At 59.5% G+C, this 25,772-nt stretch carries 26 protein-coding genes; 14 read left to right on the top strand and 12 right to left on the bottom strand.

All coding sequences use genetic code 11. The features are described 5' to 3' along the window. Positions 1-16: 16 nt before the first annotated feature. From ACYQ6M_RS06010 to flgB, 3 genes are read right to left on the bottom strand one after another with little or no spacing between them, the layout of a single operon-like run. Positions 17-337 (bottom strand): flagellar hook-basal body complex protein FliE, encoded by a 321-nt coding sequence (locus tag ACYQ6M_RS06010; protein ID WP_031269190.1) that lies wholly within the window; start codon positions 335-337, stop codon positions 17-19. A 34-nt stretch (positions 338-371) separates the two neighbouring features. After that, positions 372-782: a flagellar basal body rod protein FlgC gene (flgC, locus tag ACYQ6M_RS06005; protein ID WP_023000723.1), complete on the bottom strand. Its 411-nt coding sequence runs from the start codon at positions 780-782 to the stop codon at positions 372-374. Positions 783-814: 32 nt separating this feature from the next. Then, positions 815-1,219, bottom strand: a complete 405-nt coding sequence (flgB, locus tag ACYQ6M_RS06000) for a flagellar basal body rod protein FlgB (RefSeq protein WP_023000722.1) — start codon at positions 1,217-1,219, stop codon at positions 815-817. Positions 1,220-1,642: 423 nt separating this feature from the next. On the opposite strand from flgB, the gene ACYQ6M_RS05995 reads away from it, so the two are divergent. The 3 genes from ACYQ6M_RS05995 (at position 1,643) to ACYQ6M_RS05985 (ending at position 5,451) form a co-directional block, all read left to right on the top strand. Next, a complete protein-coding gene (locus ACYQ6M_RS05995; RefSeq protein ID WP_460072684.1) occupies positions 1,643-3,502 on the top strand; it encodes a DNA polymerase III subunit gamma/tau domain-containing protein in 1,860 nt (619 codons plus the stop codon). 44 nt (positions 3,503-3,546) lie between these two features. Beyond that, a complete protein-coding gene (gene fliP, locus ACYQ6M_RS05990) occupies positions 3,547-4,269 on the top strand; it encodes a flagellar type III secretion system pore protein FliP (protein WP_055656672.1) in 723 nt (240 codons plus the stop codon). Positions 4,270-4,374: 105 nt separating this feature from the next. After that, a complete protein-coding gene (locus ACYQ6M_RS05985) occupies positions 4,375-5,451 on the top strand; it encodes a DUF2336 domain-containing protein (RefSeq protein WP_460072682.1) in 1,077 nt (358 codons plus the stop codon). 36 nt (positions 5,452-5,487) lie between these two features. Here ACYQ6M_RS05985 and ACYQ6M_RS05980 read toward each other — a convergent pair whose 3' ends face one another. The 6 genes from ACYQ6M_RS05980 to ACYQ6M_RS05955 form a co-directional block, all read right to left on the bottom strand. Further along, on the bottom strand, positions 5,488-6,252 hold the full coding sequence (locus tag ACYQ6M_RS05980; protein WP_460072680.1) for an alpha/beta hydrolase family protein: 765 nt from the start codon (positions 6,250-6,252) through the stop codon (positions 5,488-5,490). A 220-nt stretch (positions 6,253-6,472) separates the two neighbouring features. Further along, positions 6,473-10,705, bottom strand: a complete 4,233-nt coding sequence (locus tag ACYQ6M_RS05975) for a tetratricopeptide repeat protein (protein ID WP_460073192.1) — start codon at positions 10,703-10,705, stop codon at positions 6,473-6,475. A gap of 150 nt (positions 10,706-10,855) precedes the next feature. Next, positions 10,856-11,587, bottom strand: a complete 732-nt coding sequence (locus ACYQ6M_RS05970) for a MotE family protein (protein WP_168684376.1) — start codon at positions 11,585-11,587, stop codon at positions 10,856-10,858. Continuing rightward, complete coding sequence (locus ACYQ6M_RS05965; protein ID WP_031269186.1) at positions 11,584-12,141, bottom strand: DUF6468 domain-containing protein; 558 nt, start codon at positions 12,139-12,141, stop codon at positions 11,584-11,586. The genes ACYQ6M_RS05970 and ACYQ6M_RS05965 overlap by 4 nt, the downstream gene beginning before the upstream one ends. Then, entirely contained in the window at positions 12,138-13,334 is a 1,197-nt protein-coding gene (fliM, locus tag ACYQ6M_RS05960) for a flagellar motor switch protein FliM (RefSeq protein WP_228872743.1), read from the bottom strand. The genes ACYQ6M_RS05965 and fliM overlap by 4 nt, the downstream gene beginning before the upstream one ends. Positions 13,335-13,384: 50 nt before the next feature. Then, positions 13,385-13,897 carry a flagellar basal body-associated FliL family protein gene (locus tag ACYQ6M_RS05955; RefSeq protein WP_023000711.1) on the bottom strand — a complete coding sequence of 171 codons (513 nt, stop codon included), beginning with the start codon at positions 13,895-13,897 and terminating at the stop codon, positions 13,385-13,387. A gap of 282 nt (positions 13,898-14,179) precedes the next feature. Between ACYQ6M_RS05955 and flgF the strand changes: the two genes are divergently transcribed. The 7 genes from flgF (at position 14,180) to ACYQ6M_RS05920 (ending at position 21,552) form a co-directional block, all read left to right on the top strand. Continuing rightward, the gene (gene flgF, locus ACYQ6M_RS05950) at positions 14,180-14,920 is read left to right on the top strand and encodes a flagellar basal-body rod protein FlgF (RefSeq protein ID WP_075284327.1); all 741 of its coding nucleotides are present in this window, start codon (positions 14,180-14,182) and stop codon (positions 14,918-14,920) included. Between the two features lie 22 nt (positions 14,921-14,942). Further along, positions 14,943-15,725, top strand: coding sequence for a flagellar basal-body rod protein FlgG (gene flgG, locus ACYQ6M_RS05945; protein WP_023000709.1), 783 nt, complete (start codon positions 14,943-14,945; stop codon positions 15,723-15,725). Between the two features lie 17 nt (positions 15,726-15,742). Continuing rightward, positions 15,743-16,720 (top strand): flagellar basal body P-ring formation chaperone FlgA, encoded by a 978-nt coding sequence (gene flgA / locus ACYQ6M_RS05940; RefSeq protein ID WP_152510266.1) that lies wholly within the window; start codon positions 15,743-15,745, stop codon positions 16,718-16,720. After that, positions 16,721-17,470: a flagellar basal body L-ring protein FlgH gene (gene flgH, locus ACYQ6M_RS05935; RefSeq protein WP_023000707.1), complete on the top strand. Its 750-nt coding sequence runs from the start codon at positions 16,721-16,723 to the stop codon at positions 17,468-17,470. A 189-nt stretch (positions 17,471-17,659) separates the two neighbouring features. Continuing rightward, entirely contained in the window at positions 17,660-18,424 is a 765-nt protein-coding gene (locus ACYQ6M_RS05930; RefSeq protein WP_460072676.1) for an NAD(P)H-dependent oxidoreductase, read from the top strand. A gap of 132 nt (positions 18,425-18,556) precedes the next feature. Next, on the top strand, positions 18,557-19,363 hold the full coding sequence (locus tag ACYQ6M_RS05925) for a lytic murein transglycosylase (RefSeq protein ID WP_023000705.1): 807 nt from the start codon (positions 18,557-18,559) through the stop codon (positions 19,361-19,363). A gap of 206 nt (positions 19,364-19,569) precedes the next feature. After that, positions 19,570-21,552, top strand: coding sequence for a bifunctional 2',3'-cyclic-nucleotide 2'-phosphodiesterase/3'-nucleotidase (locus ACYQ6M_RS05920; protein WP_460072673.1), 1,983 nt, complete (start codon positions 19,570-19,572; stop codon positions 21,550-21,552). A 278-nt stretch (positions 21,553-21,830) separates the two neighbouring features. Here the strand turns inward: ACYQ6M_RS05920 and dksA are convergent, their stop codons facing one another. The 3 genes from dksA to ACYQ6M_RS05905 all read right to left on the bottom strand — a co-directional run bounded on the left by dksA (position 21,831) and on the right by ACYQ6M_RS05905 (position 23,185). Further along, positions 21,831-22,247, bottom strand: a complete 417-nt coding sequence (gene dksA / locus ACYQ6M_RS05915) for an RNA polymerase-binding protein DksA (RefSeq protein ID WP_006932683.1) — start codon at positions 22,245-22,247, stop codon at positions 21,831-21,833. 165 nt (positions 22,248-22,412) lie between these two features. Continuing rightward, the gene (locus ACYQ6M_RS05910) at positions 22,413-22,832 is read right to left on the bottom strand and encodes a flagellar assembly protein FliX (protein ID WP_023000703.1); all 420 of its coding nucleotides are present in this window, start codon (positions 22,830-22,832) and stop codon (positions 22,413-22,415) included. A gap of 56 nt (positions 22,833-22,888) precedes the next feature. Further along, a complete protein-coding gene (locus tag ACYQ6M_RS05905; RefSeq protein WP_460072671.1) occupies positions 22,889-23,185 on the bottom strand; it encodes a hypothetical protein in 297 nt (98 codons plus the stop codon). On the opposite strand from ACYQ6M_RS05905, the gene ACYQ6M_RS05900 reads away from it, so the two are divergent. From ACYQ6M_RS05900 to ACYQ6M_RS05885, 4 genes are all read left to right on the top strand, one after another. Then, entirely contained in the window at positions 23,166-24,290 is a 1,125-nt protein-coding gene (locus ACYQ6M_RS05900; protein WP_023000701.1) for a flagellar basal body P-ring protein FlgI, read from the top strand. The two genes, ACYQ6M_RS05905 and ACYQ6M_RS05900, sit on opposite strands and share 20 nt — an antisense overlap. Further along, positions 24,290-24,601, top strand: coding sequence for a rod-binding protein (locus tag ACYQ6M_RS05895; RefSeq protein WP_023000700.1), 312 nt, complete (start codon positions 24,290-24,292; stop codon positions 24,599-24,601). Before ACYQ6M_RS05900 ends, ACYQ6M_RS05895 begins: the two co-directional genes overlap by 1 nt. Continuing rightward, positions 24,598-25,092, top strand: a complete 495-nt coding sequence (locus ACYQ6M_RS05890; protein WP_023000699.1) for a hypothetical protein — start codon at positions 24,598-24,600, stop codon at positions 25,090-25,092. The genes ACYQ6M_RS05895 and ACYQ6M_RS05890 overlap by 4 nt, the downstream gene beginning before the upstream one ends. A gap of 274 nt (positions 25,093-25,366) precedes the next feature. After that, complete coding sequence (locus ACYQ6M_RS05885) at positions 25,367-25,762, top strand: hypothetical protein (protein ID WP_460072668.1); 396 nt, start codon at positions 25,367-25,369, stop codon at positions 25,760-25,762. Positions 25,763-25,772: the final 10 nt, after the last annotated feature.

Raw genomic sequence — 25,772 nt, 5'->3', positions numbered from 1 at the left:
CCCTTGCCGCATCGGATCAGATCGGCATCCGCATGATTTCCTCATAGGCGGAAATCACTCGATCGCGAACGGCGACCATCGTTTCCAGAGCAACTTCCGTTTCGGCGATCGCGGTGACAACGTCGACCACGTCAGCCTTGCCCTCGACAAGACCGACAGCCTTGTCATCTGCGACACGGCCCTTGTCGACGACACCGCCGACAGCCTCTTCCACCAGCTTGGTAAAATCGAGACCGGCAGCTTCGGGAGCGCCCGCCTTGTCCTCGATCGCACGCGCCTGCTGCTGCAGCTTGGCGGCCATCTGGTAGGCATTATTTGCGATCGACGGAGTAGACATGACTAAGGCTCCCTTCCCGGATTAGGACTGCCGCTCAGGCGCGCAGGATATCGATGGTCCGCTGCAGCATCCGCCGCGTGGAATCGATGACGTTCAGATTGGCTTCATAGGATCGCTGCGCTTCGCGCATGTCCGTCGTTTCGATCAGCGTGTTGACGTTGGGCTGCAGCACGTAACCGTTGGCATCGGCCGCCGGGTGCCCGGGCATGTGCACCGAACGGAAGTCCGTATTGTCTTCCGCGATCTTGCCCAGCTCGACCATATCAGCGCCCATTTCCCTGTCGAAATGGCTCTTGAAGGTCGGGATCTTGCGCCGGTACGGCAGTTCTTCAGGCGTCTTGGCAGTGGAGTTCGCATTCGCGATGTTCTCCGCGATGATGCGCATGCGCCCGTTCTGAGCTCTCAACCCGCTTGCCGAGATGAACAGGGATTTGATCAGGTCCATGTTATCGGTCCTCTAGCTTGTGCTGCCTTGCCTCATACACTCTTGGAAAGCGCGGTCCGGATCAGACCGAGCCCCTTGGTGTAAAGCGTTGTCGCAGCCTGGTAATCCATCTGGTTCTCGGTGATGTGCATCATCTGCTCTTCCAGATTGACGCTGTTGCCGCTCGGCGTGACTTCGAAGGTGTCGTCTTCCTCGATCTTGGCCGAACCGGTATTTCCCAGCTTCCCGGGAATGTGCCCGGCCACCGTCGTCGTCGTCGCCAGGTTCAGTGACTGCCGCCCGATGTGATCCTTGAAGGTATATTCCTTCACGTCCCGCGCCATGTATCCGGGCGTATCCGCGTTGGCGATGTTCTGCGCCAGCACGCTCTGTCTCGTCTGGTGCCACTGCATCTTGGATTTCAATGCCTGGAACAGCGGCAGATCCGTTATGGCCATTCCGATTCACCATTCGTTAACCAACCCGGCAATGATTGCCGCTCAAATGGTTAATGAAAAGTTAACAGCCATTTACCTCTTCCGGCCCAAACCCTTCAAAAACCAGTGGAGGAGGCAACTTTCCTTTGCATTTCGCAAAAAGAGAGGCGCCGCCAACAGGCAAAATTTGCCTGCCTCTGTTAACTTTAAGTCCTAGAGAGATTCGAAGCAGATCAGCAAGCGGCTGAACCGGTACCGACGGGGCAAAACATTCCCGCCGCAACGGGGAAAAACAAAAAAGCCGAGAGGTTTGCGAGACAGGAGCCTTCACAGGCTCAACCGCCGGAATTACTGGGGATAAAGGCAAACCTCCCCAATTGAGGCAAAAAACCGGAGTAACCGGCACACGCGATCAAACCGCAAGCGGGGCGGCACGAGGGTAAGATGTATAACTGGATTGAGACCACATTCAACGTGAGCGGGGGCATCACGCAGGCTATTGCAGTCATCCTGGCTTTGGCCGTCGTGCTGCTGCTGTTCGGACTGTTTATTTTCATTCTGAAGCGCCTGATGGGGGCAAGTGCTCCACAAAGCCGCAACCGGCAGCCCCGGATTGCCATCATGGACAGCGCTTCTGTCGACGCTCGCCGCCGGCTGCTGCTCATTCGCCGGGATAATATCGAGCATCTCATCCTGGTCGGCGGCCCGAGCGACGTTGTGGTGGAACAGAATATCGTTCGCAATACCCCGCTGGCCCAGGCCCGACCCGGGCAACCGTCTCCCTCGAACATGCCGATGCCGGTCAAGGCCGCAGTCGCCCCAGGACCGGAGATCCCGGCCCGGCCCGACGACTTCCTCGAAGAACAGGAAGTCGCAGCGCCCGCAGTCCAGGCACGTACGCCAGTTCCGTCTGCCGCACCTCTAGCGCAGCCGTCTCCACCGGCACCACAACAGGCTGCCCCGGCACCGCAACCTGCCGCTCCGGTGGCACAGCCATCCGCACCGGCCTCACCTTCGTATCAGGCAGCAGCCACCCCGGTTGCCACGCCGGCAGCCCCCAGTGTGAGTTCGGCTGCACCGCAACGCAATTATTCGGAACCCGCTCCCTCCCGGCTTACCGCCACGCGTGCGGCCGAGAGTGCTCCGGCAACCGTACAAGCCCTGACGCCCCCGGCCCAACAGGCAACGCCACCCAAGACCACCCCCGACAAGCCGGAAAGCGGTGGAGGACTGGGCCGCGCGAGCGATCTGCTACGTGCGGCCACTCAGAACGGCTTCAACCGGGTCGCTACTAAACCAGCCGCTCCCGCGCCTGCTTCGCCGGAAGTTTCGCCTCCGCGAAGCACCGACGAAGGCAAGGTCGACATTGCAGCTGCCCTGGAAGCTGAGATGCAGGCAAGCGAACCTGCAACAACACCCGTAAAAGCGCCGGAAGTGCGTCCTGCCGTTCCGGCTCCCTCTGCGCCGCAGGAAAGCAAGACAGCTTCCACATTGAAGTCCCTGGCACGCCCGTTCACGGCCCGTGATCGGCCTTCCTATGGCGGAACGATCTCCCCGCCCGCTTCCGGACCGGCGGCACGGGCCAAAACCGCTCTCTTGAAGCCGGTTGAGCAGGTTCTGCCGGAGCACAAGGTGGAGCCGGTGCTCGTTGCCGCAACCTTGACCGCAGCATCCACACCTCAACAAGCCCCTGCGCAGGAAGCTCCGGCGGAAGAAAGCATGCCGAAACCGGACCAGCCCGCCGACCTTGGCCAGGCGATGGCGGACACGGCGGACGAAAACGTCCAGATGGCCGATGCACAACACTCTTCAAGCGATGTTTCAGAGCCCGAAGTGACTGAAGCAATCGAACCTGCCGACGTCACGGCGGATGATGAAGCCCGGACAGCGGCTTCCTTGGAAGAGGAAGGCGCCACAGCCGAAACGCAGTCGGTCGCAGAAGCCGCCCCTTCCAGGGAACTCTCGCTGGATATCGGCGATCTCCTGGAAGACGTGCCGGAAGCGTCCACCCCGGCTCAGGACAAGCCCGAAGCGTCTTCCGCAGCGGAAATGCCAGCTGAAGAGGCATCTGCCGACGAGGCTGAAGAGGCGCAGGAAGAAACCGCAAGCGCTACTGCAACGGTCGCGCCGTCTGCTGTGGCATCGGTAGCAGCCCCTGCCCCGGTAACCAGCGGTCCCGTGACGAGCTCTGCACCACCGGTCAAGGCGCCTGTCAGGCCTTCCGCCGGTTTGGGCGACAGAAATCCCATCGAGGAAGAAATGGCGAAGATCCTGGACGAACTGGGTGGACAGTCAAACGGATGATGCGCTTGCAATCGCTCCTGCGGCCTGGCGGTCTGATCCGCCTGATGCTTTTGCTGACCGCATTGCTCGCGGTTCTGGCCGGACCGGCTGCTGCGCAGGAAATCTCGGTCGGTTTTGGCGATGACACCACCTTGACGGAACGCGCCGTCCAGATGGTTGTCCTTCTGACCATCCTGTCGCTGGCGCCTTCCATTCTCGTCATGGTGACCAGCTTCACCCGTATCGTGGTGGTGCTGTCGCTCTTGCGGTCTGCCATCGGTCTGCAGACGGCCCCGCCCAACATGGTGATGGTCAGCCTTGCACTGTTCCTGTCGGCTTTCATCATGATGCCTACCTTGCAGGCCTCCTATGATGCCGGCGTTCAACCGCTCATCGACGGGGACATAGAATTCGAGCAGGCCTTCGAGCGTGCCTCCGATCCGTTCCGGACGTTCATGCTGTCCCAGGTCCGCGAAAAGGACCTCGCCCTGTTCGAGGAACTCTCCGGCAGAGAAGAAGCACCGGAAGGCCCGGAAGACCTTTCCATGGCCACGCTCATTCCCGCTTTCATGATCTCCGAACTGCGGCGTGCTTTTGAAATCGGCTTCCTGCTCTACCTGCCGTTTCTCATCATCGACCTCGTGATTGCATCCGTATTGATGTCCATGGGTATGATGATGTTGCCGCCGGTGGTAATCTCTCTTCCGTTCAAGCTGATCTTCTTCGTACTTGTCGATGGCTGGAATCTGGTGGCAGGCTCGCTGGTCAAGAGCTTCGGCGGCGGCTGAAGCACCCGGCCAAGTCGTTAAAAGTAGAAGAAAATTAAGATAGGACTGTAATAGTTACAGCCGTGCGGGCCCGAACTGTGCCCCTTCGTTAATAGCGGCAGGACAGTGTTAAGAGAACAATTAGAACAGCTCGCCCGGATCAAAGAACCAGAGGCGAGATCAAAACTCATCCGCACGCTCGTCGGCGAATATGCGCGGTCGGAAGACCACGAGCCGACGGAGATGGAGCGGGAACTGTTTTCGCGAATTGTTCTCTCGGTTTTCGACCAGCTGGACCGCGCTGCACGCTACGAACTTGTCGTACGCCTTGCAAAAACCGACCGCATCATCCCCGACCTTGCGGACCGGCTCGCCCAGGAAGATTACGAACTGTCGGAACCGGTGATCGAATGCTCGCCGATGATCAGCCAGAACGGTCTCATGCAGATCGCCAAAAACGGCGGCAACGACAAGCGCAAGTCAACGGCAAAGAGACCTGATCTTTCCGAAGAGATGACCGACACGATGATTGCGCGGGCCAGCCGGGATGTGGTCCACGAGCTCCTCCATAATATGGCAGCGCCCTTTTCCGTCCGAGGCACACTCGCCCTGCTGATCTTTGCAAACACGGAAGCAGACGTGCTCGCCGGCATTGCAAGGCGTGCACTGGAAGACGAAGAATTTCTCCAAACCCAGATGGACATTCTGGAGACCAACTGTCCGCTGATCCCGCCTCCCCTCAAGAAGGCCCTGGAAACCGGCGAACTGCAGCGCCTGGCGAAGACCATCGAAGAACGACACGACGGCAGCATCGACCTCGATGGCATCACCTATTCGCGCCACGAAGCCAGCATCCAGATTGCGAACGGCGAGTTGTCCTTCGATGCAATTCTGCGAACTCTGTTCGAAGAAGGCCGCCTTGATGCGGCCATCTGGCTGATCAGCCGCAAGATCAACCTCGCCGACGAGGTTGTTTCCGACACGCTGAAATCCGATGCGGATGGTGCGATCATGCGCCTGATGCTGCAGACCGGCATCCATGAAAAGACCTATCGCGACTTCCTGAAAGCACGCTGCGCGTGGCTGGACCGGAGCACTCGGTCCATTCCCGAACTTGTCATGCGCTACAAGTCCGAACTCAAGAAACCGCATCAGAACCCTGGTCAGCCGCCGTCTCAGTCGCTTCTGAAGGCAATCACCTGACCCGAGTGCATGGTCAGCCCGCCGCCCTCGGCAAAGTCACGATGCCAGAAGATTTCTGTCCAGAAATGTCAGCAGGTTCTCGTGATGCAGGTTTTCTGCGGCACTGGTCGGGATATGGTCCTGGCCTTCGTAGATATGAACCTCCGGCTTCCGGCCATGGGCAAGAAGCCGCGCTTCCAGACGCTTTGTCATGGCCACTGACCAGACCCGGTCGGCCGACCCGTGGCTCAGGAAAATCGGTCCGTCATAGCGCTCTATTTCGATCTGTTTCGTAGGAAGAAGGTTCTCGGAAGACCCGCGCCAGGACCATGCCCGCTCACCGGGGTCCCATGGCTGCCAGCCTGGATCTCCAGCGTCGCGGTAAGCCTTGCTGTCGAACGCCCCGCACACAACGTCTGGCGGACTGTGCACAGCCACCGCGTCAGGCAGGCCGTCAAGACTTTCCTCCGCCATCAGGGCTGTCAGCAAAAGGGCATGTTCAGCCCCCCGCGACACGCCGTAGAATGCCGCCTTTTCACCAACGGCCTCAAATGCACGCAGCGCCCGGAAGGCTTCCAGACTTCTGTCCAGTGACACGTTTTCAATGCTGCCAGCATTCCAGGCATTGCCCCCCTTCGAATAGCCGAAAGGAAAGGCAAGATAACCATGTGCTGCCAGGAGAACCGCATTTCGATGGCTCCAGCCTGACCATGCCCCCTCTGAGCCATGAAACACCATGACGGCAGGAAAGGGCCCCTCGCCTGCAGGACCGTAGGTCGTGCCCCATTCCGGGATAAGACGCCGGACGATTTTCAAGGACATGAACGAGTTCCTTTGTTCCGGTGTTCCAAAGCCATCGAACCGACACATCCACCGCTGCAAAGCGGAAAGGTGGGGCCACGAGGCCGGATAATCAGGTTCTTTGTGAGAACGTGCGGCGGATCGCAACACGTGTGGAAGGGTGAACGACCGCAACTGAACAGGAGTTGGCACCGGTGCGCAAGCCCCCCTGCAACCGGACAACATTCACACAGCGTCAGCTTCAGCCGGCATTTTCTTCCGTGACGGGCGCAGCGGCAGACTGATCCGGGCTGCGATCGGGAGACATGTACTGACGCCGGTATTCTTTCAGGAAGGTTTCCAGTGAATCGACATCGGCAAGCCTGTTGGCGACTTCGAGGAACTCGACACCCTGCGCCTCGATCGGCCGGGTCACGACCTCAAAGGACATTGCCTCGGGGCTGTCGGACATCTTGGACATGTACTTTGTCTGCAGGCGTTCCAGGCTGAGTTGGTCGCCCGCCAGCGAATAGGCGATGGCCGCCCGCAGGATGTCGCGGCGTTCAAGATCATCTAGCGGAATGTTGTCGGACCAGCGCGAGCCATGCATCGCTTCGAGCTGTTCACCCGCATCCCGCCAGCTTTCGGCTGCCCAGAATGTATCTGCCCGCAACCGATCGACATCCGAACCGCGCATGTTGCGAACCAGTTCCAGCGCAAGATCCGGGCGCCCGCTTTCGGTCAGGGCACGGGCTTCAACGATGTTGCGCTGACGCTCCAGGGTCGACGGAAGGCTCGCCTGCCGTGTCCGGTTGAGCACCCGCAGTGCTTCCTCGGCCTTGCGATCCATCAGGTAGATCGCCGCAAGATCCGCTGCAATCTGTGCCCGCGCCGCACCTTTCAAGCGGTTGTCAACCTGATGGCGCAGCAACTCGGTTGCCTGGTCCAGCAAATCGACTTCCACCAGTCTCTTGGCCAGAAGGCGGACCATCTCGTCTCCCTGACGACCGATCGGCACAAGTTCGCGAAAGTCATAAAAGAGTGCCAGCGCCTTCACCGGCTGCATCTCGTCCGCCTTGCCGTCCAGGAACAACGCGTTGAAGAGGCCGTTCATCTCTTCCTGCAACAGCCGCGTGGTATCCGCATCGGGTTCAGCCTGAACAGCCGATTTCATGGCTTCGAACGCTTCGCGGTACTGGCCCTGCTCGGCATAGAGCTGTGCCAGGAACCTCAATGTCTTCAATTCGATTTCATCACCACGCCAGGACGTTGCCAGTCCGGCAAGCTGATCGATGGCCTGCTCCATGTTGAGTTCGCCATCCCGGTAACGGATCCGGAGCGCGCGGTATTCCGCTTCGGCCGCCCGCGGCCGGTCGTCGGACCTGGTCACGAGATCGAACACGGTCAAGGCTTCCTGCGACCGGCCGGATGCATCGGCAACGCGGCCACGCAGGATATCGTAACGGGCAGCCTGTGTCCGGGTCACTTCGGCGGGCTCGATCTCGGCCAGCACGCTGTTGGCAACACCGAAATCATTGACCTCGACCATGGCCTGTGCGGCGGCGAGCTTGAATTCTGTCTGGATGGCTTCCGGGTAGTTGCCGACCACGGCACGTCCGCGCGGCATGGCAATACGGGCGGACGTCCAGTTACCCAGTTTCACGTCAACAATCGTCTGCCAGACAGCAGCATCGGGGCTGTTCTTCAGGTCTGGTCGGTTCAGATGCGCATAGGCCGCGTCGGGCCGGTTGGCCAGAGTCTGTGCCGCCCCCATCATCAGGTTAAAGGAACTGTCTTCGGCAAGTGCCGGTTCTTCTTCCAGCGCAAGCTTCATCAGCCCCAGCGCTTCCTGCGCAAACTGATGCGCCAGATAGAACCGCGACAAAGCCATCAAGGGCTTGCGGCGCTTGCCAGTCGGCGACTTAGCCAGCTTGTCCTGCAGCTCCAGCAGGCGGGTGCGGTAAGCCCCCGGACCTTCGGTGCTCAGGGAAACGAACTCGATGAAATTGCTGTCTTCCGGATCGACGATTGTCTGGCTCGATCCGGACCCGCCTCGCAGATGCTGGCTGGAAAGCGCAAGACCGCCTTCCTTTTCGATGATCACGTCATCTCCAAGGATCTTCATCTTCAAGCCGTCAGACTTCGGCACGACGGCAATGCCCTGCGCGGAACTCAGGGCGTCCAGATCGACAAACGTCTGAGGCTTCAACAGACCGCGTGGCGGACCGAAGCCGGTGACAAGAGATATCGTGTCGCCAACGAACGGGTCGGTAATCTGACGAATGTTCTGCGGATGCTGATAGAGCACACGCAGCACGGAGCCGCCATCGCCTCGCACAGTCCGTTCCAGCTGCAGCGGAATGGAGGGTTCCAGGATCAGGTCGCCGATAACGAGCGACCAGGCATTGCCGTCAACACCCACCGTCGCCAGCACAGGATCGGTCATGTCCATCCGCAGGATCTGGTAATCGTCGAACTGCTGAACCTCGATAGTTTCCGCCGTTTCGGCCAGCGCCGAGACCATCCCCCGGGTGTCGATCGTGGCATCGGTATCGAAGATCAGCCAGATGCTGTCGTTGCGCCGGAACACCGCGCTGGAAACCGGTTCGGAGAACGGAAACACAACGCGGACCGTGTTCCCGATGCGCCGGGCTTCAGCAGAAACGAAATTGCGCACTTCCTCAGCGAAGTTTTCCGGCGGCTGTTCCGGTGAAGGACGCCCCTGGTTCAAATCCTGACCGCCGTTCGCGCGCCAGGTTTCCGGTGCTGATTGCTGCGTGCCGGGAAGCTGGATCCCGGCTGGAACGTCGCCGCTACCAAGCGTCGGCGTGTTCAGGATCTGCACTGGCGTTGCGCCATACGGCGCATTCGGCTGGCTACCCCGATTGATTGTGTCGACCTGCTGCAGTGTCGGAATACCGTTGTTTTCGGGCGCCGCTTCCTGCTGCTGGTCGCCGATCTGCTGCGTGGACAAGTCCAGCATCGGCGCTTCCCGGACGATTTCCTCATCCTCCGGCAGCACTTCGTTCAACGGCAAAGCACCGGGCTCAGCCTGGGCAACGGTTACCAGACCAGCGTTGGACGGGGCAACGGCGTCGTTCCCGCTTGTTGCTTCGGCCGCGGGAATGGCCGCTGTCGTCAGCAATTCAGCTGCGCCATCAACCGAAATCGGCAGGACAGCGGCAGCAAGCTCTGGTGCAGGAAGCGTTTCGACCGCCAAGGCGGTTGGAGTGACGTCAACACCAGCGGCAGCGATCTCGGTCCCGCTACCAGGCCCTGGCAGCGCTTCTTCCCCGACCAACGGTTTGATGCGCGGGACCATGGCAAGCTGAGTTTCGGCCGGAGCGTTCGCACGACCGGCTTCCGGATCGGGCTCGGCCGACAGTGCGGCGGACTGATCAGAATTTTCAACGGCTGACGGCTGTGGTGCTTGCGGTGCCTCGGCCCCCTCATCCGTCTTGCCGCCTCCCAGCGGAACAATCGTATAGGCCGGCGATTCATCGGCCTTGGACTCCTTCAGGACCCCGCCTCCGCTCGCCGTGCTCCCGCCGGACGTCGGATTCCCGCGCGGGTTCTTGACCTCACGCGTGTCGCGCAGGCCCGGAGCGGTAATCATGTCCTTGCGGTTTTCGTTGTCCTCGACGGACAGTTCCTTGTTGATCAGCGCATTTGCCGGATCATTCACTTCCATGTTTTCCGGCGTCACGTCGATAACGTAGGTCTGTTCCTCCCGGAACGCCCGAATGTCGACCGACGGCTCGACGCGCATAAGAAATTTCAGCTTGCCCTGATCCAGGAAGGAGGTCGCGTCGATCACCCCTTGGGGCAGATGCGCGCGCAGGTGGGCAATGTCCAGCTGTGCCGGGTGGTTGAACGTCACCTTGATGATGTCGTTTTCGCGCACGAAAGCGGTGTCGAACTTGATCGACCAGTCGAATACCAGACGGGTGAATGTCGGATGTTCACCCACATGCAGCGTCACCTCCGGCCCTTCCTGAGCCTTGAGTCGCGCCTGTTCGAGGGCACGAACCTTGCGCATCGCCTCTTCGGCACGCTTTGCAAGATCACGTACGACATCGTCGGGAAGTCCTGGCGGCAAGCCCTGCCAGTCCATCGGCAGGATATCGACAAATAGCTTTTCGCCGGCTTCCAGAGTATTGATCTGGAACTGGTTTTTCAGTGCAAAGCGGATGGCACTTCCGTCCGGATCTCGCCGGGCGATGGTCACGTAGTCGCCCAGGTCCAGTGGAACATCGTCAACGTTGATGTCGATCGGATCTTCAAATGAAATCCGCAGGACCCCGCCTGTGATGACCGCATCATAGATCGGAAGCAGCGTGCGGTCCTTGAACGTCAGGACGATACGGCCATAGCCTTCCCCCGGAGAAACGGTCAGATCAACCGGTTCCAGATTGTCGGATTGAGCCAGGGCGGCACCCGTGATGCAGGCCAGAACAAGCCAGAACGAAACCAGCAGGCGCGCGAAAGCTCGCACCCTGTCCGAAAACGCGGGAGTTCCGCCGGTCTGGGATGTCAGGAACGGTCCTGGCAAGATGTTCTGTCCTCGGATGACGCCAACACACTATTGTTAGTCAGGTCTTGTTAACGTGCCCTTACGCGATACGCCGAAATCCGGTCTTTCCGGTCAGTTTGACGGAATTTTCGGCAAGGCCTCCGGCGCTTGCGCCTGTGCCTGCACCGGTTTTGTGTCCGCTGAGGGTAACGGAGAGGCGTTCGCGATTGCCACTGTCATGCGCTCGGCCGCTTCGGGATCCATTTTCCCGAGGATATCTGCCATCTTTCGAGGTTTCATCTGGCGCACCACCTTCAAAAGGACCGGCAGGCTCAAGCGATCGAAGATCCGGGCTGCATCTTTCGGCTTCATGCTTTCGTACATGGTCACGAGGCCGGCAATTTCGTTTTCTTCCTGCTCCTGCTTCTGTCCGACAGCTGCCTCGATGCGCTCTTCGAGCTTCTTCAGTTCATCAACGCGCTTTTGAATGCGCTCTTCGGTGGCCTGCAGAAGCTTTTCACGCAGGTCCAGCTGGCCTTCATGCTCCTGCAGCGACTCGCGCCGTCTGCCAAGACTTTCCAGAACAGCGCGCTCCGCGGCCGAACCACCGATTTCAAGACTGTCCGGAAGCACCGGCTGATCGGGCAGCCCGCCCCCCGGCGGCGGTGGCGGCGGCGGACCATCCGCGGCCATTTCAGCCGTTGGATCAGCCATGTCACCGCCGTCAGCCCCCGGCGTTTCCTGTGCGACTGCGCCATTGATGGGCAGGTTGCCGCTTTGCGGGCCCAGCGCGAAGCCAAGCAGCTTCAGGGCCAGCAGAGCGCTTGCCGAAACACCCAACAAAGGCAGCAGTCTCAAGTTCATGCAGCAGCACCGTTCCGTTTACGGAATTGTTCCAGCCGCGCGGTTGCTTCCGCCGCAGCACTGCGAATGTCGGAAGCCCGGCTGCTCCTGCGGCGCTCCGGCTCCACGGCCGGAGCTGCCTGGCCATAGCCTGCAGCCTGTTGCGCGTATTGTTGCGGTTCCGGTTGCGGCTGAGCCGCATAAGGATCGCTCCTCGTCACCGCCTCGCGCTGCGGCGCAGCCGAACGGGCCGCCTCCGCAATCTGCGAAATCCGCGTGAATACTATCTCACCTTCGCCGACTTGTTCGGCAAGAGTGTGAGACATGGTTTCCGCTTGCTTAAGACGGCTGCCAAGTGTCTTGTCAGCCTCCGCCGCGGTCGTCTTCAGACCGAGGATGGCACGCTCGGCAATTTCCGTGGCCGTCATGAGCTCCGAAATGGTCGCACGCAGCACTTCTTCGTCGGCCCGCAAGCGCTGCAGACGGCGGTTCAGCGTGAAGCAGTAGCCGATGGTAATCACCAGAAGAACCGCAACCAGTCCTTCAATGATCATTCCGAGTGGCAAAGTGCTCATTGGTCCCCCATTTCGCTTTGCATGGCGCGCTCGAAGGCGGCCAGCGTCATTTTTGGCTTGCGCAAATTCTTTGCGACACGGATGGCAATGGAATCCTCCACCTTGCCGAGCGTTCCCTCGGTCAGTGGAATGTTGCCGCATTTGATCGTCACCGGATCGGTCGGTTCCTTGTCGAAGACGAGCGTCTGGCCGACATCGAGGCTGAGCACCCGTCCGAGCGGCAGATAGGTCTCGTAAAGAACCGCATCGACCTCGACTTCCGCGGCATGAATTTCGGTCGCCAAATGGCCTTCCCAGATCGGATCCCGGCCGAATTTTTCCCCCATGAACATCTGCAGAAGCAGATCGCGGATCGGCTCCAGCGTTGCATAGGGCATCATGATTTCGACGGACCCGCCCCGGTCTTCCATGTCGATTCTGAGCTCGACGAGAATGGCGGCGTTTGCGGGCCGGGAAATCGCGGCAAAGCGCGGGTTCGTCTCAAGACGTTCCAAGTTGAAATGGACCGGAGAAAGCGGCGCGAAGGCGTGCTCGGCATCCTGAAGGATCAGCGCCACCATCTGCTGGACCAGACCGGTCTCGATCGTGGTGTAGGGCCGGCCCTCGACGCGCACGGCCGATGTCCCCCGACCTCCACCAAGAAGCACGTCGATAATCGAATAGATCAGGCTGGATTCAACGGTAATCAGACCAAACCCGTCCCATTCCTCGGCCTTGAAGACACCGAGAATGGCCGGCAGCGGGATGGAATTCAGGTAGTCGCCGAAACGAACCGAGCTGATGGAATCGAGCGAGACTTCCACGTTGTCGGACGTGAAGTTGCGCAAGGACGTGGTCGTCAGACGCACAAGACGGTCGAACACGATTTCGAGCATCGGCAGACGCTCGTAGGATACCATTGCCGAGTTGATCAGCGCGCGGATGCCGCTCTGGTCGCCAGCAATCGTGTCCTCGATGTTGAAGCCGAGGAGGTTGTCGATTTCTTCCTGGTTCAGGACACGGTCGGCACCGCGCGTGGCATTTTCAAGGTCCGGTTCGCTGTCGTCGATCATGGCTGCCCATTGGGCCGCCATGTCGTCGGAACTGCCGGCGCCCTGCTCCTCTAGAGCAGCACCCCACGCCGCGGCGAGATCTTCGTCGTCGTCGCTGCCGGCACCCTGCTCTGCAAGAGCGGCGCCCCAGGCATCGGCCATGTCCTCTTCGGACAGGTCGTCATCGTCGTCGATATCAGCCATTCACAAAGTCACTGGACAAGGATTTCCTTGAACAGCACCCCTTCAACTTTCGCCGGATAAACCGACAGATTGATCCGTCTGAGCAATTCTTCCTTCAGGCGGAACAAACCGGCAGACCCTTCCAGGTCCGCAGGGCGAAGCTCGCGCAGATAGATCTGAAACGCATCCAGGATGCGCGGCAGATACGGCTGGATCTGATCGATCATCGCACGGTTCTCGACTTCCAGGGCAATCCTGACCTTCAGATAGGTCGTGCGCCCTTCCGTCGCCAAATTCACCGTCATTTCCGGAAGGTCATAGAAGACCACCGGCTTTTGCACTTCCTGCGGCGCTTCCGTCTCTCCGGGAACCGGTGCCGGTGCACTCGATCCCATCAGGAAATAATAGGCCGCCCCACCCGCGGCGAGCAGAACCACCAGACCGATGCCGCCGAACAGGATAAGCTTCTTCTTGCGGCCACCGCCACCAGCTTCAGCTCCATCCTCGCCGTCTTCTCCGGCTGCGGCGTTTTCGTCTGTCATTCCGCACTCCGTTCTGCAGGCGCTCGCGCGCGCTTATTTATTACTAAAGAGTTAATGGTTAACGAATGGTTACCGAGCCATTAACGCGAGTCACCGGGCAAAAATTGCCAAGTGGTTAACTTCTGCCGGAATCTCTTGCCGCGTGCACCCGCCCCTTTTGATTTTTACCCAGATTTCCCAAGGATTTAAAAACTGGCACGCCTCGTGCATTAACCTTAACGAGCCAGCGGATCTGGGGAGATCGGCCGGCTTACTCGGGGAGCACGAAGGGAACCGTTCACTATGGAGAACGCTCAACTAGTTGCCTTATCAAGGCAATCGATCCTGCGGAACCATCTGGATGTGATCGCCAACAACATGGCGAACATCAATACGTCCGGGTTCAAGTCGCAGAATCTGCATTTTTCGGAATACATCATGCCGGTGGCAGACGGCTCGGCTTTTGAGCCGCAGGACCGCGCCATTTCCTATGTCGACATGTTTACGACACGGACCGACTTCACGCACGGCCCGATCAAGATGACGGGTAACGAATTCGACCTGTCCCTCAACAGTGATGGTTTTTTCGCGGTCCAGATGCCGGACGGCACCGAAGCCTATACGCGCAGCGGCGCGTTCAGGCTCGACTCGACCGGCCAGCTGATCTCGGCAGACGGCAGCCCTGTCATGACCGACCAGGGGCCGATTTCCTTCAACGAACAGGATGGCCGCGTCGAGATTGCCCAGGACGGCACGATCTCCACCCGTCTTGGCATTCGCGGCCGCATCAAGGTCGTCGACTTCGAAGACGTTCGGACGATGGAGAAGATCGGCAACACGATGTTCAAGGCTGATAACCCGATACCGGCCCAGGAAGTCCGCATGGTGCAGGGCGCCGTCGAAGGCTCCAACGTCTACGGCATCACGGAAGTCACGCGCCTCATCGAAGTGACGCGCGCTTACGACTCCACTTCCAAGATCGTGAAAGACCTGGATGAGTTGCGCCGGCAGGCGATCTCCACTCTCGGCAAGATTCAGGCCTAAGAGCCTTTAAGGGATCACTACCATGAAAGCACTTCATATCGCCGCAACTGGCATGAAGGCCCAGGAACTGAACGTCGAAGTCATTTCGAACAACGTCGCCAACATGCGCACGACAGGCTTCAAGAAGCAGCGGGCCGACTTTCAGGACCTGCTCTACCAGAACCTGCGTCGCATGGGCACGGAAACATCGGATTCCGGCACCATCGTCCCGACCGGTATCCAGATCGGTTCCGGCGTAAAGATCGCAGCCACCGGCCGCATCATGTCCCAGGGCTCTCTTGAGCAAACCGGCAAGGAACTGGATCTGGCCATCCGCGGCGAAGGCTTCTTCCAGATCGACATGCCGGACGGAACCACGGCCTATACCCGTGACGGTTCCTTCGAGCGCGATGCCAACGGGCAGCTGGTGACCATCGACGGCTATTCCGTCAATCCGGGCATCACCATTCCGCAAACGGTCAAGGACGTCACCATTTCCAACACCGGTGTCGTTCAGGGCGTCGACCAGGGCGGCAATACTGTTCAGCTCGGCCAGATCCAGCTTGCCCGTTTCGTCAACAAGGCTGGTCTCGAAGCCATTGGCGACAACCTCTACCTGGAAACAGACGCCAGCGGCGCACCCGATACCAGCAATCCGGGCGACGAGAGCTACGGCACGGTGCAGCAGTATTTTCTTGAAATGGCCAACGTGGATGCAGTCACGGAAATCGCCGACCTGATTTCCGCACAGCGCGCCTACGAGATGAACTCACAGATCATCCAGGCAGCCGACGAGATGTATTCCACCACCACGAACCTCCGCTAAGACCGAGGCTTGAGACGATGATGAGACATCTGCTGAAAGTCGGGTTGCTGCTGGCGGGCTTGCTGTCCCTGCCTGCCCTGGCGGACGAAAAACCCGTGCTCCGGTCGCAGGTCATGACCCTGTCGGACATCGTGACGGTTGGCGACTTCTATTCCAATGCCGGGCTGCTGGCATCCAAGCCGCTGTTCCGTTCACCGGATATGGGAACCTCCGGCAATGTGCCCGCGGATGTCGTCGCCGAACGCGCTCGCGCGGCCGGCCTCGAGACGGCAGGCACCGATGGCCTGCGAACCGTCGTCGTCTTTCGCGGGGCAACAAGGCTGAACCGGGACCAGCTTGCCGGCCTTGCTCGCAAGGCTCTGGCAGACCGCAATGCCGGCATTGATCCCGAGCGCCTGGATATCCGCTTGCTGCAGGCACCGGATCAGGTTCTCGCCGATCCCAAGGTACACGATCCGATCCGCATCGACCGGGTAGAATGGTCCCAGTCGAACGGCCGCTTCACCATACACGCAGCCGTCGCGGTCGAGTTCGGAACCGAGCCTCTGACCCTGACCGGTGTTGCGACGGAAATGGTCGATGTGCTGGTTCTGGTGCAGCCCGTGCGCCGGGGCGACATTGTTCGTGAAGAAGACCTGAACATCATTCGCGAAGCCCGCACCAAGGTACCGGCAGGTGCCCTCACCGAAATGGAAGACATTGTCGGCAAGCAGGCCCGCACCACCTTGCGTGCGAATTCGCCCCTGTCCCGAAATGACGTCCAGCGCCCGATCCTGATCGAACGCGGTGAGAAGATCACTGTCACCTATGTCATGCCGGGCATGAAGCTGACTTCACGGGCCCAGGCCATGGATACCGGCGCCAAGGGCGACGTGATCGACGTCATGAACCTGCAGTCGCGGCGCATCGTGCCGGCGACGATTACCTCCCGCGGCCAAGTACGCGTTCACGCCGCCAATCCGATTGTTGCAAGCTTGAACAGCGAGAAAAATTAAATGCTGAGCACCTTTCCCAGACACCTCCTGGCAAGCATCGCCCTTTCCGCCCTCGCCGCGGGGTGCGGCACTGCCGACAAACTCGCGAATGTTGGCCAGCAGCCAGCCCTGAACGCCATTCAGGATCCGACCACCACTCCGGGTTACCGGCCCGTGCAGATGCCCATGCCGGAACCGCAGCAGGCCCATTACAATCCGAATTCGCTGTGGCAGTCCGGCAGCCGCGCCTTCTTCAAGGACCAGCGCGCCAGCCAGGTTGGCGACATCCTGACGGTCGTCGTCACCATCGACGACCAGGCCGAGATCGACAACAAGACCGAGCGGAGCCGGTCTGAGTCCAGCGGTGCCGATGTTGGTGGCGCACTCGGAACGGCAATCGACACCATCTTCCTGCCGGCAAGTTCTGCCGCCAGCGACCTTGCCAACGTCAACAGCAACTCCAGCTTCTCGGGCGACGGCAGCGTTGACCGCAACGAAGTCCTGCAGACCACCGTCGCCGCCGTGGTGACCCAGGTTCTGCCGAACGGCAACATGGTGATCGAAGGCCGTCAGGAAGTTCGTGTGAACTTCGAAGTCCGCGAGCTGATCGTCGCCGGCATCGTCAGACCTGAAGACATTACGTCGGATAACCGCATCGCCAGCGAGCAGATCGCCGAAGCGCGGATCGGATATGGTGGCCGCGGCCAGATTACCGATGTCCAGCAGCCACGGGTCGGCAACCAGGTGCTGGATATCCTGCTACCCTTCTGATCCCAAACCTTTCACAGTCCCCCGGCCGAATCCGGCGACGCGTTCTAGAAGCGCCGCCGGCCCGGCTGATGACGGGCACGATGTCTCGCTCCCCGAGCATCGTGCCCGTTCTCATTTCCAGGCCGGAAAAGACCGTTTAGGGTGTGGCCCGTTACCTGATTTGTCGCTCATTCCGGAAGACCCTACCGCGTGACCACCACCCTCATCGTTCTCGCCCACCCTGCTCAGACTTCCTTCAACGCTGCCTGGGCGCGCGCAACCGAAGCCGCGTGCCTAGCTGAAGGCGATGAGGTGCTTTGGTCAGACCTCTACCAGCTTGGCTTTGATCCGGCGGAGCGCGCAGCGCACTACGCAGAGGAGATCGTCACCGAACCTTACGACGTTCTGAAAACACAGGAAGCGGCCTCGAAAACCGGAAACCTTCCGTCGGTCATTACGGAAGAAGTCGAGAAGCTGCGCCAGGCGGACCGGATCGTGTTTCATTTTCCGGTGTGGTGGTTCGCCCCACCTGCCATCCTGAAGGGCTGGTGCGAGCGCGTTCTGGCCAACGGCGGCCTGCACGATACTTCCAACCGTTTCGATACCGGCCATTTCAGGAACAAGCCGGTTCTTTTCTGCGTCACGACCGGATCCAAGGCGAGCGAAAGTGCCCACAACGGCAAGGAAGGCGACATTCAGATGCTGCTTTGGCCACTCGCCTACACACTGCGCTATCTGGGTTTCGATGTTCTGGTTCCCAGGATCGTCCACGGTGTTCACGGTTATCACAAGGGTGCGGCAAAGGAAGACCTGGAAACGCGACTTCGAAACGAGATCGAAGGCCACCGGGAGACGATCGCAAGGTTCGCAAGGCTGCCGAAGATCAGCTTCAATGCCGACAGCGAATTCGACCGCGCCGGCACCCTTAGCCCGGGCGCGCCATCTCACAGCCACTTCATCCGGCACGACCCCTGATTTTGCGGCAACCGGAAAAAACGAGACCGGATTTGTCCGCCCCCACTCCTCTTTTTCCTCTATCTGCCGGATGACGCTACCGCTTTTTCGGATAGAATGCCGGTAATCTTACATTTACCCAGCGGGGATTCGATGCGCCTCCTTTCTGCATTCGTCTTTGGTTTTGTTCTTCTGTCCGCACCTTCTGCCTGGAGTGCAAGCTGCGGCAATGGCCCGGGTGGTTTTGAAGCCTGGAAACAGTCGTTCATTGCGAATTCCCAAAGCTACGGCCTTAAGAAAAGGGTCGTTGAATCGTCCCTCAAGAACGTGAAATACAACAAGAAGGTGGTCTCGCTCGACCGGAACCAGAAATCCTTCAAGCTCAGCTTCAACCAGTTCTATGCCAAGCGGGTCAACAACGCGATGATCCGGCGGGGCAAGCAGCTCGGCAAGACCTACGCCCGCATCTTCCGTGGCATCGAAAAGAAATACGGCGTCCCGGCGCCTGTACTGCTGGCGATCTGGGGGCTTGAAACCAACTACGGCAGCTTCTCCGGCAACATGCCGGTCCTGCAATCCCTTGCCACGCTGGCCTATGATTGCCGCCGGTCCGATTTCTTCACCGCCGAACTGGTCGCCGCGCTCAAGATCGTGCAGGGCCGTGACATGCAGCCGGCCGAAATGAAGGGTGCCTGGGCCGGCGAACTCGGCCAGACCCAGTTTCTCGCCACCAGCTATGTCCGTTATGCGGTCGATTATGACCGCGACGGCCGCAAGGACCTGATCCGCTCCATTCCCGATGTGCTGGCTTCCACCGCAAATTATCTTGCCCAGAAAGGCTGGCGCCGCGGCCAGGGCTGGGGCCCGGGCACTGCCAATTACAACGTTCTCAAGCAATGGAACAAGGCCAGTGTCTACGTGGAAACGATCTCGGTCATGGCAGGCCAGATCAGCGAGTAGACCCCGCTCGACGCCCCATAAACCTGCTTGACAAAACTGACGATCCGGGCAGCAATTTGCGTCATACGGTTGTAATCCTTGCGGATCAAAACCGTATGCCGCGGAAACATGCCGCCCGGCGGGCACCGGCAGCTGTCGGTCCGGCTCGCGCTGTTCCGCAAGGCTAAACAACACCAATCGCCGAGCGACCGAACAGGAGCCATTCCATGTCCAGTATCAAAGACTTTTCGATTTCACGGCGCACCCTTTTGATGGGCGCGGCGGCAACTGGCTTCACGGCAGCTCTGCACCCCTATTCGGTTCTGGCCAAGGAAGGTACGGCTCACCTTCGCCTGATGGAGACCACGGACCTCCATGTCCATGTTTTCCCTTACGACTATTACAGCGACAAACCTGTCGACACCGCCGGTCTCGCCCGGACAGCCACACTGATCCGCGATATACGGAACGAGGCGACAAACTCGGTTCTGGTCGACAATGGCGACTTTCTGCAAGGCAACCCGATGGGGGACTATGTCGCCTATGAACGCGGCATGAGCGAAGGCGACCTGCACCCAGTCATCAAGGGCATGAACGTCCTTGAATTCGACGCGGCAACACTCGGCAACCACGAATTCAATTACGGTCTGGACTTCATGATGAAGGTGCTGGCCGGGGCCAATTTCCCCGTTGTCTGCGCCAATCTTGTCAAGGGCAGCACGCTGGCCGGTAACCCGCGAGACGACGCCCTTTTCCTGAAGCCCTATGTGATCGTTGAAAAGCAGGTCACCGACGGTGCCGGCAAGTCCTATCCGATCAAGATCGGCTTCATCGGCTTCGTGCCACCGCAGATCATGAACTGGGACCGCCGCCACCTGGAAGGCAACGCCAATGCGCGTGACATTATCGAAACCGCCAAGGCCTTCGTCCCGGAAATGCGCGAACAGGGCTGCGACCTTGTAATCGCCCTCTCCCACTCGGGGATTGATGCCAACGATTATTCCGAAGGCATGGAAAACGCCTCCCTGCACCTTGCCGGAGTGGACGGGATCGACGCCGTCTTTACCGGTCACCAGCATCTGGTCTTCCCCGGTCCCCAGTATGAGGGACTGCCGGGTATCGACAGCGAGAAAGGCACGTTGTTCGGCAAGCCTGCCGCGATGGGCGGTTTCTGGGGATCGCATCTGGGCGTCATCGACCTGATGATCGAGCGCGACGGCAACGGCTGGCGTGTCGCCAATTTCATGACCGAAGCACGCCCGATCTACGAAAAAGAAGGTCGAACGGTGACACCTCTGGCGGAAAGCCAGCAGGATGTACTCGATGCGGTGAAGGAAGATCACGAGGCAACCCTTGCCTATGTCCGCCGCCCCGTCGGCAAGACGTCGGCTCCCTTGCATTCCTATTTCGCCCTCGTGGCCGACGACCCGAGCGTCCAGATCGTTTCAAAGGCGCAGATCTGGTACATCGAACAGATGCTGAAGGGTACGGAATGGGAAGGCCTGCCGGTTCTTTCCGCAGCAGCGCCTTTCAAGGCCGGCGGTCGTGGCGGCCCGGACTACTACACCGATGTTCCGGTCGGCGATGTCGCCATCAAGAACGTGGCCGATCTCTACCTGTATCCGAACACCATTCGCGCGGTCGCCATCAAGGGCAGCACGGTGAAGGAATGGCTGGAACGTTCAGCCGGAATTTTCCAGGAAGTCGAGCCGGGCAAGGCCGACCAGAAACTGATCAACCCGGAGTTTCCAAGCTATAATTTCGATGTGATCGACGGTGTTACCTACCAGATAGACCTGAGCCAGCCATCGAAATACGACGCGAAAGGCGAAGTCCTCAATCCGGACGCCAGCCGCATCGTGAACCTGCAGTTCAACGGCGCACCGCTTGATCATGAAGCAACCTTCGTGGTCGCGACCAACAATTACCGTGCAGGTGGCGGCGGCAATTTCCCCGGCATCAGCGACGACGTTGTCGTTTTCATCGGCCCGGACACCAATCGCGACGTCCTGGTGCGCTACATTGTCGAACAGGGCACGATCAACCCTTCGGCAGATGCCAACTGGTCGTTCAAACCGATGCCGGATACCAGCGTCCTGTTCGAAACCGGCCCGGGTGGCACGGAACACGCCGCCTCCGTGGAAGGTGTCCGGATCGAACCGGCAGGCGACGGTGCAGATGGTTTTGCCCGGTACCGGATCACGCTTTGAACGGTCTCGACTTTCGCAAGCCTGCTTGAACGAGCAGGCTCCCCCAAAAACTTATCCTGAGCAAGCGCATAGCGCTGTCTCGAAGGATGGGCCGCATGCTTGTGAGCGTGCTGCCCAACCTTCGAGGCGGACCTGACGGTCCTCCTCAGGGTGAGGCATGCGGAAGGTCGGCATGGGAAAGCAGTCAACAGACATAAAAAAACCTTCCCACGAGGGGAAGGTCTTGAAAGTCGTTACGGATCTGCCGTCTGTGCGGCAAACCGGCCGTTTTCTGGAAATCAGTCGTCGCGATACACTTTTTCCCGACGCTCGTGGGCTTCCTGAGCCTCGATCGACAAAGTCGCGATCGGGCGCGCCTCGAGGCGCCGAAGAGAGATCGGCTCGCCGGTCTCTTCGCAATAGCCATAGCTTCCGTCTGTAATGCGTTCCAAGGCATCATCGATCTTCGAGATCAGTTTCCGCTGACGGTCCCTGGCGCGAAGTTCAATGGACCGATCCGTTTCGGACGACGCACGGTCGGCAAAGTCAGGATGGTTCTGGCTTTCCTCCTGAAGATTGGCGAGGGTTTCCTTGCTTTCCTTCAGGATCTCTTCTTTCCACACAAGCAGCTTGTTCCGAAAGTACTCGCGCTGCCTGTCATTCATGAACGGCTCGTCTTCCGAGGGTCGATATTCAGACTCAATTTCAACCGTCATCGATAGCTCCGGATTACCGTTATGCCGGGCGCAATATATAGGCGGTTCCGCCAGCGGACAACGGTTCATTTGCTAAAAATGGCGTCAAGGAAAGTTTATACCTTTCAAGACGTTGCGTAAATTTTGAACACTAAGCCGACAAATTTTATCGATTTGTGTGCACGCTCAATCCTGGAATCGGCCGAGCTTTGCAAGCTCGACTTTGACCCGCAATTCGATCTCCTCGAGCACCGAATCAACCTCAGGATCACCACTCGACTGGCGTTTGGAAACCTGCCTGGCGAGCAGCTCCAGCCGGTCCTCCGACACGTGTCCGGCAAGCAGATCCGCCCGCACCGACTCCAGTGTGTCCAGCAGATTGTGCCCGTGCTTGGTAGCACGGGATCGGCGCTCGGCGCGGTCGTCAACCTCCTGCAGGGCCAGCAAGGCATCCATGCCCTGAATGGACGCACCGCCCGCGGTCTGGGAAGACTGTGAAACCTCACCCCCAAGGTCCGGTGCGAACTGGTCGCCGTTTGAAGAAACGCTCTTCTTGGCGCCTCGTCCCTGAACGCCGGAAATGGGTTTATTGCCTGTAATACGCATGATCGATCTTCCAGTCGGACTGACGGCAATTCTGGCGCATGGAGTGGCTCTGCCCGTCAGATTCTGCCGAGAAGGGTAAATGAGTCCTTGGGGGTGAGGCAATATTTGCCGACCAACAGGTACATTTCTTTAACCTCAAGCGACAGTTTTGCGTGGATATGCTCGTGATCATACCAGCAAAGAGCCAGGATTTCCGCCACTTTTATGGAAAGAACCAACGCCTTTGTAAAAAGTGGCACGGCTCTCGCATTGCGCATTTCGAATATATGTATCCCGGCAGCAAAGCCGGAAACACGATGGCGGGCCAGATCGGTAATGCGAAAAATTGGTGAAATGATCTGCGGAGGGTTCAAGCGGCTGGCACTTCTGGGTGCTGCCGCCGCCGTTGCTGCAACAACCCTGCTGGCACCGGTACACGCCGCCTCCCGTATCAAGGATATTGCCGATTTCGAAGGCATCCGCGAAAACCAACTCATTGGCTACGGCCTCGTGGTCGGCCTGAATGGCACCGGCGACTCGCTCAACAATTCGCCTTTCACGCAGCAGAGCCTGCAGGCCATGCTGGAACGTCTCGGCGTCAACACCCGCAACATCGACCTGAACACCAACACCGTCGCGGCCGTCATGGTGACCGCCAACCTGCCGCCCTTCTCCACACAGGGTACCCGGATCGACGTCAACGTCAGCGCCCTCGGCGATTCAGAATCGCTTCAGGGCGGCACGCTTCTGGTCACGCCGCTGGTCGGTGCCGATGGTGAAGTCTACGCAATCGCCCAAGGTTCGATCGCGATCGGTGGCTTTTCCGCACAGGCGGATGCCGCGTCGGTTGTTCGCGGTGTTCCCACCGCCGGACGGATCGCCAACGGCGGCCTTGTTGAACGCGAACTGGAATTCAAGCTGGCTTCGCTGACCACGCTTCGTCTCGCCCTGCGCAATCCGGATCTGACCACCGCGCGGCGCATCGCGCTCTCCGTCAACGAACTGATCGGCATGCCGACAGCCGAACCGCTTGATCCGGCAACCGTACGCATCGATCTGCCGCAGCAATATGATGGCAACATCGTCGACCTTCTGACGGACATCGAGCAGCTGATCGTCGAACCGGATCTGGCAGCCCGCATCGTCATCGACGAGAACTCCGGCATCATCGTCATGGGACAGGATGTGAAGGTTTCCATGGTCGCCGTTGCCCAGGGCAACCTGACCGTGACGATTGCTGAATCTCCGCAGGTCTCGCAGCCGCTGCCCTTCGCAAACGGCCAGACCGCGGTGGTGCCGCGCTCTGACGTCACCGTGGATGAGGAAGGTTCCAAACTCGCCATCGTTCCGCAAACCGTCACGCTGAAGCAGCTTGTTGATGGTCTGAACGCCCTCGGGATCGGTCCGCGCGACATGATCTCGATCCTGCAGGCCATCAAGGCCGCAGGTGCCCTCCAGGCCGATATCGAGGTGCTGTGATGGCCGAGCTTGTTTCACCGACATCCTTTCAACAAAGCCCGCTGGACACGCTGCGCGGCGTCGACCGGACCAACAAGACGCGGGTTCGCGAAGCTGCCGAAGAGTTTGAGGCGGTTTTCCTGAACACCATGCTCCAGAACATGTTCACCGGCCTTGAAAACGGCGGCACCTGGGGCAAAGGCCACGGGGCGGATGCCTGGCAGAGCCTTCTGGTCGACGAATATGCACGCAACATCGCCCAAACAGGCGGCATCGGCCTTGCCGACAGCGTGGAACGTGAACTGCTCGCATTGCAGGAGGGGTCAAGATGACCGCACAACCCAACGCATCCACCTTTCCGTTTTCCCTTGAGCGGCCGACCAGCCAGCAGGAAGCCGAGCAGTTCTGCTCTGCCTTGTCCGGCACCATGGAAGCCCTCCTGTCGGTGATCGAAATGGAAACCGATCTGGTCAGGGCCGGTAAACTCCGGGAAGCCGGCGAACTGCAGCCCGACAAGGCCCGGCTGATCCACGAATACACCCGCGGCATGATGACAGCGAAGGAACACGCGGTCGCCCTGGGCAATCTTTCCCCGGCATCCACCCAGTCGCTGCGTCGCCAGCACAGCGAATTCCAGCCGGTTTTGCGCATCAACCTGGCAGTGCTTTCAACGGCAAGAGACGTTGCCAATAACATCGTCGCAACCGTGGCCAAGGTTGCCGGTGCCAAGAATGCCAATGCACCGACCACCTACGGACGAAACGGTTCTGCGCCAACCGGACCGCAATCCGCTCGGGGCATCGCTGTCAATCAGTCGCTCTGATGATTGCTGACAGCTAGCAAGAACCACGCCGAGTATCCTGAAACGATGAAAAGCTCCCTGCCGGGAGCTTTTCGTGTATTTATCCCCCTCGCGAAACCTGCCCAGAGGTTTCCCCAAACGGCAGGACGGGACTGCGAGAGCGAATCAGGAACAGGCGCAACCGGATAGATCGCAACCCTTAAAAGTCTAATCATTCCGTTAACAGACGATTCATTCCCTTACGTTATCTTTCCAGATTGATCGGGTAAAAGTTGTTAGTCACCCGGAGGAAAAGATGTTGGACACGGGATTGGCCCGGCCGCCATCGCCGACATATACGGCGATTACGCCGGTAGCGCGGGCTCCGGAGCGCAATGCTCCTTCAGTTGAGACGGACCTTCCGGTCGAAGAGACCGTAAGACCTTCTACCGAGACGCAAAACGCACAGCGCAGTGCGAACAACGAGCGCGACCAGCGTTCGTTTGGCGAACGGTTTTCTTCCACGGTCGAACGTCAGAACATCATCGACCCGGAATACGACGCCCTGGTCTATGTCGCGACCAACACCGAAACCGGTCAGGTCGTCCGGCAGATACCTGCAGAGACATTGCTTCGTCTGAGGGCGTACAACGAGTCGATAGAAACCCGGCAGACCCAGCCCCAGGCAGAACCGGTTGAACGCGTTATCTGATCAGGCGCAG

This window comes from Roseibium sp. ROS1 (assembly GCF_054658215.1).
The sequence above is the reverse complement of the archived record's forward strand: the minus strand, read 5'-3'. Positions and strand labels throughout refer to the sequence as shown.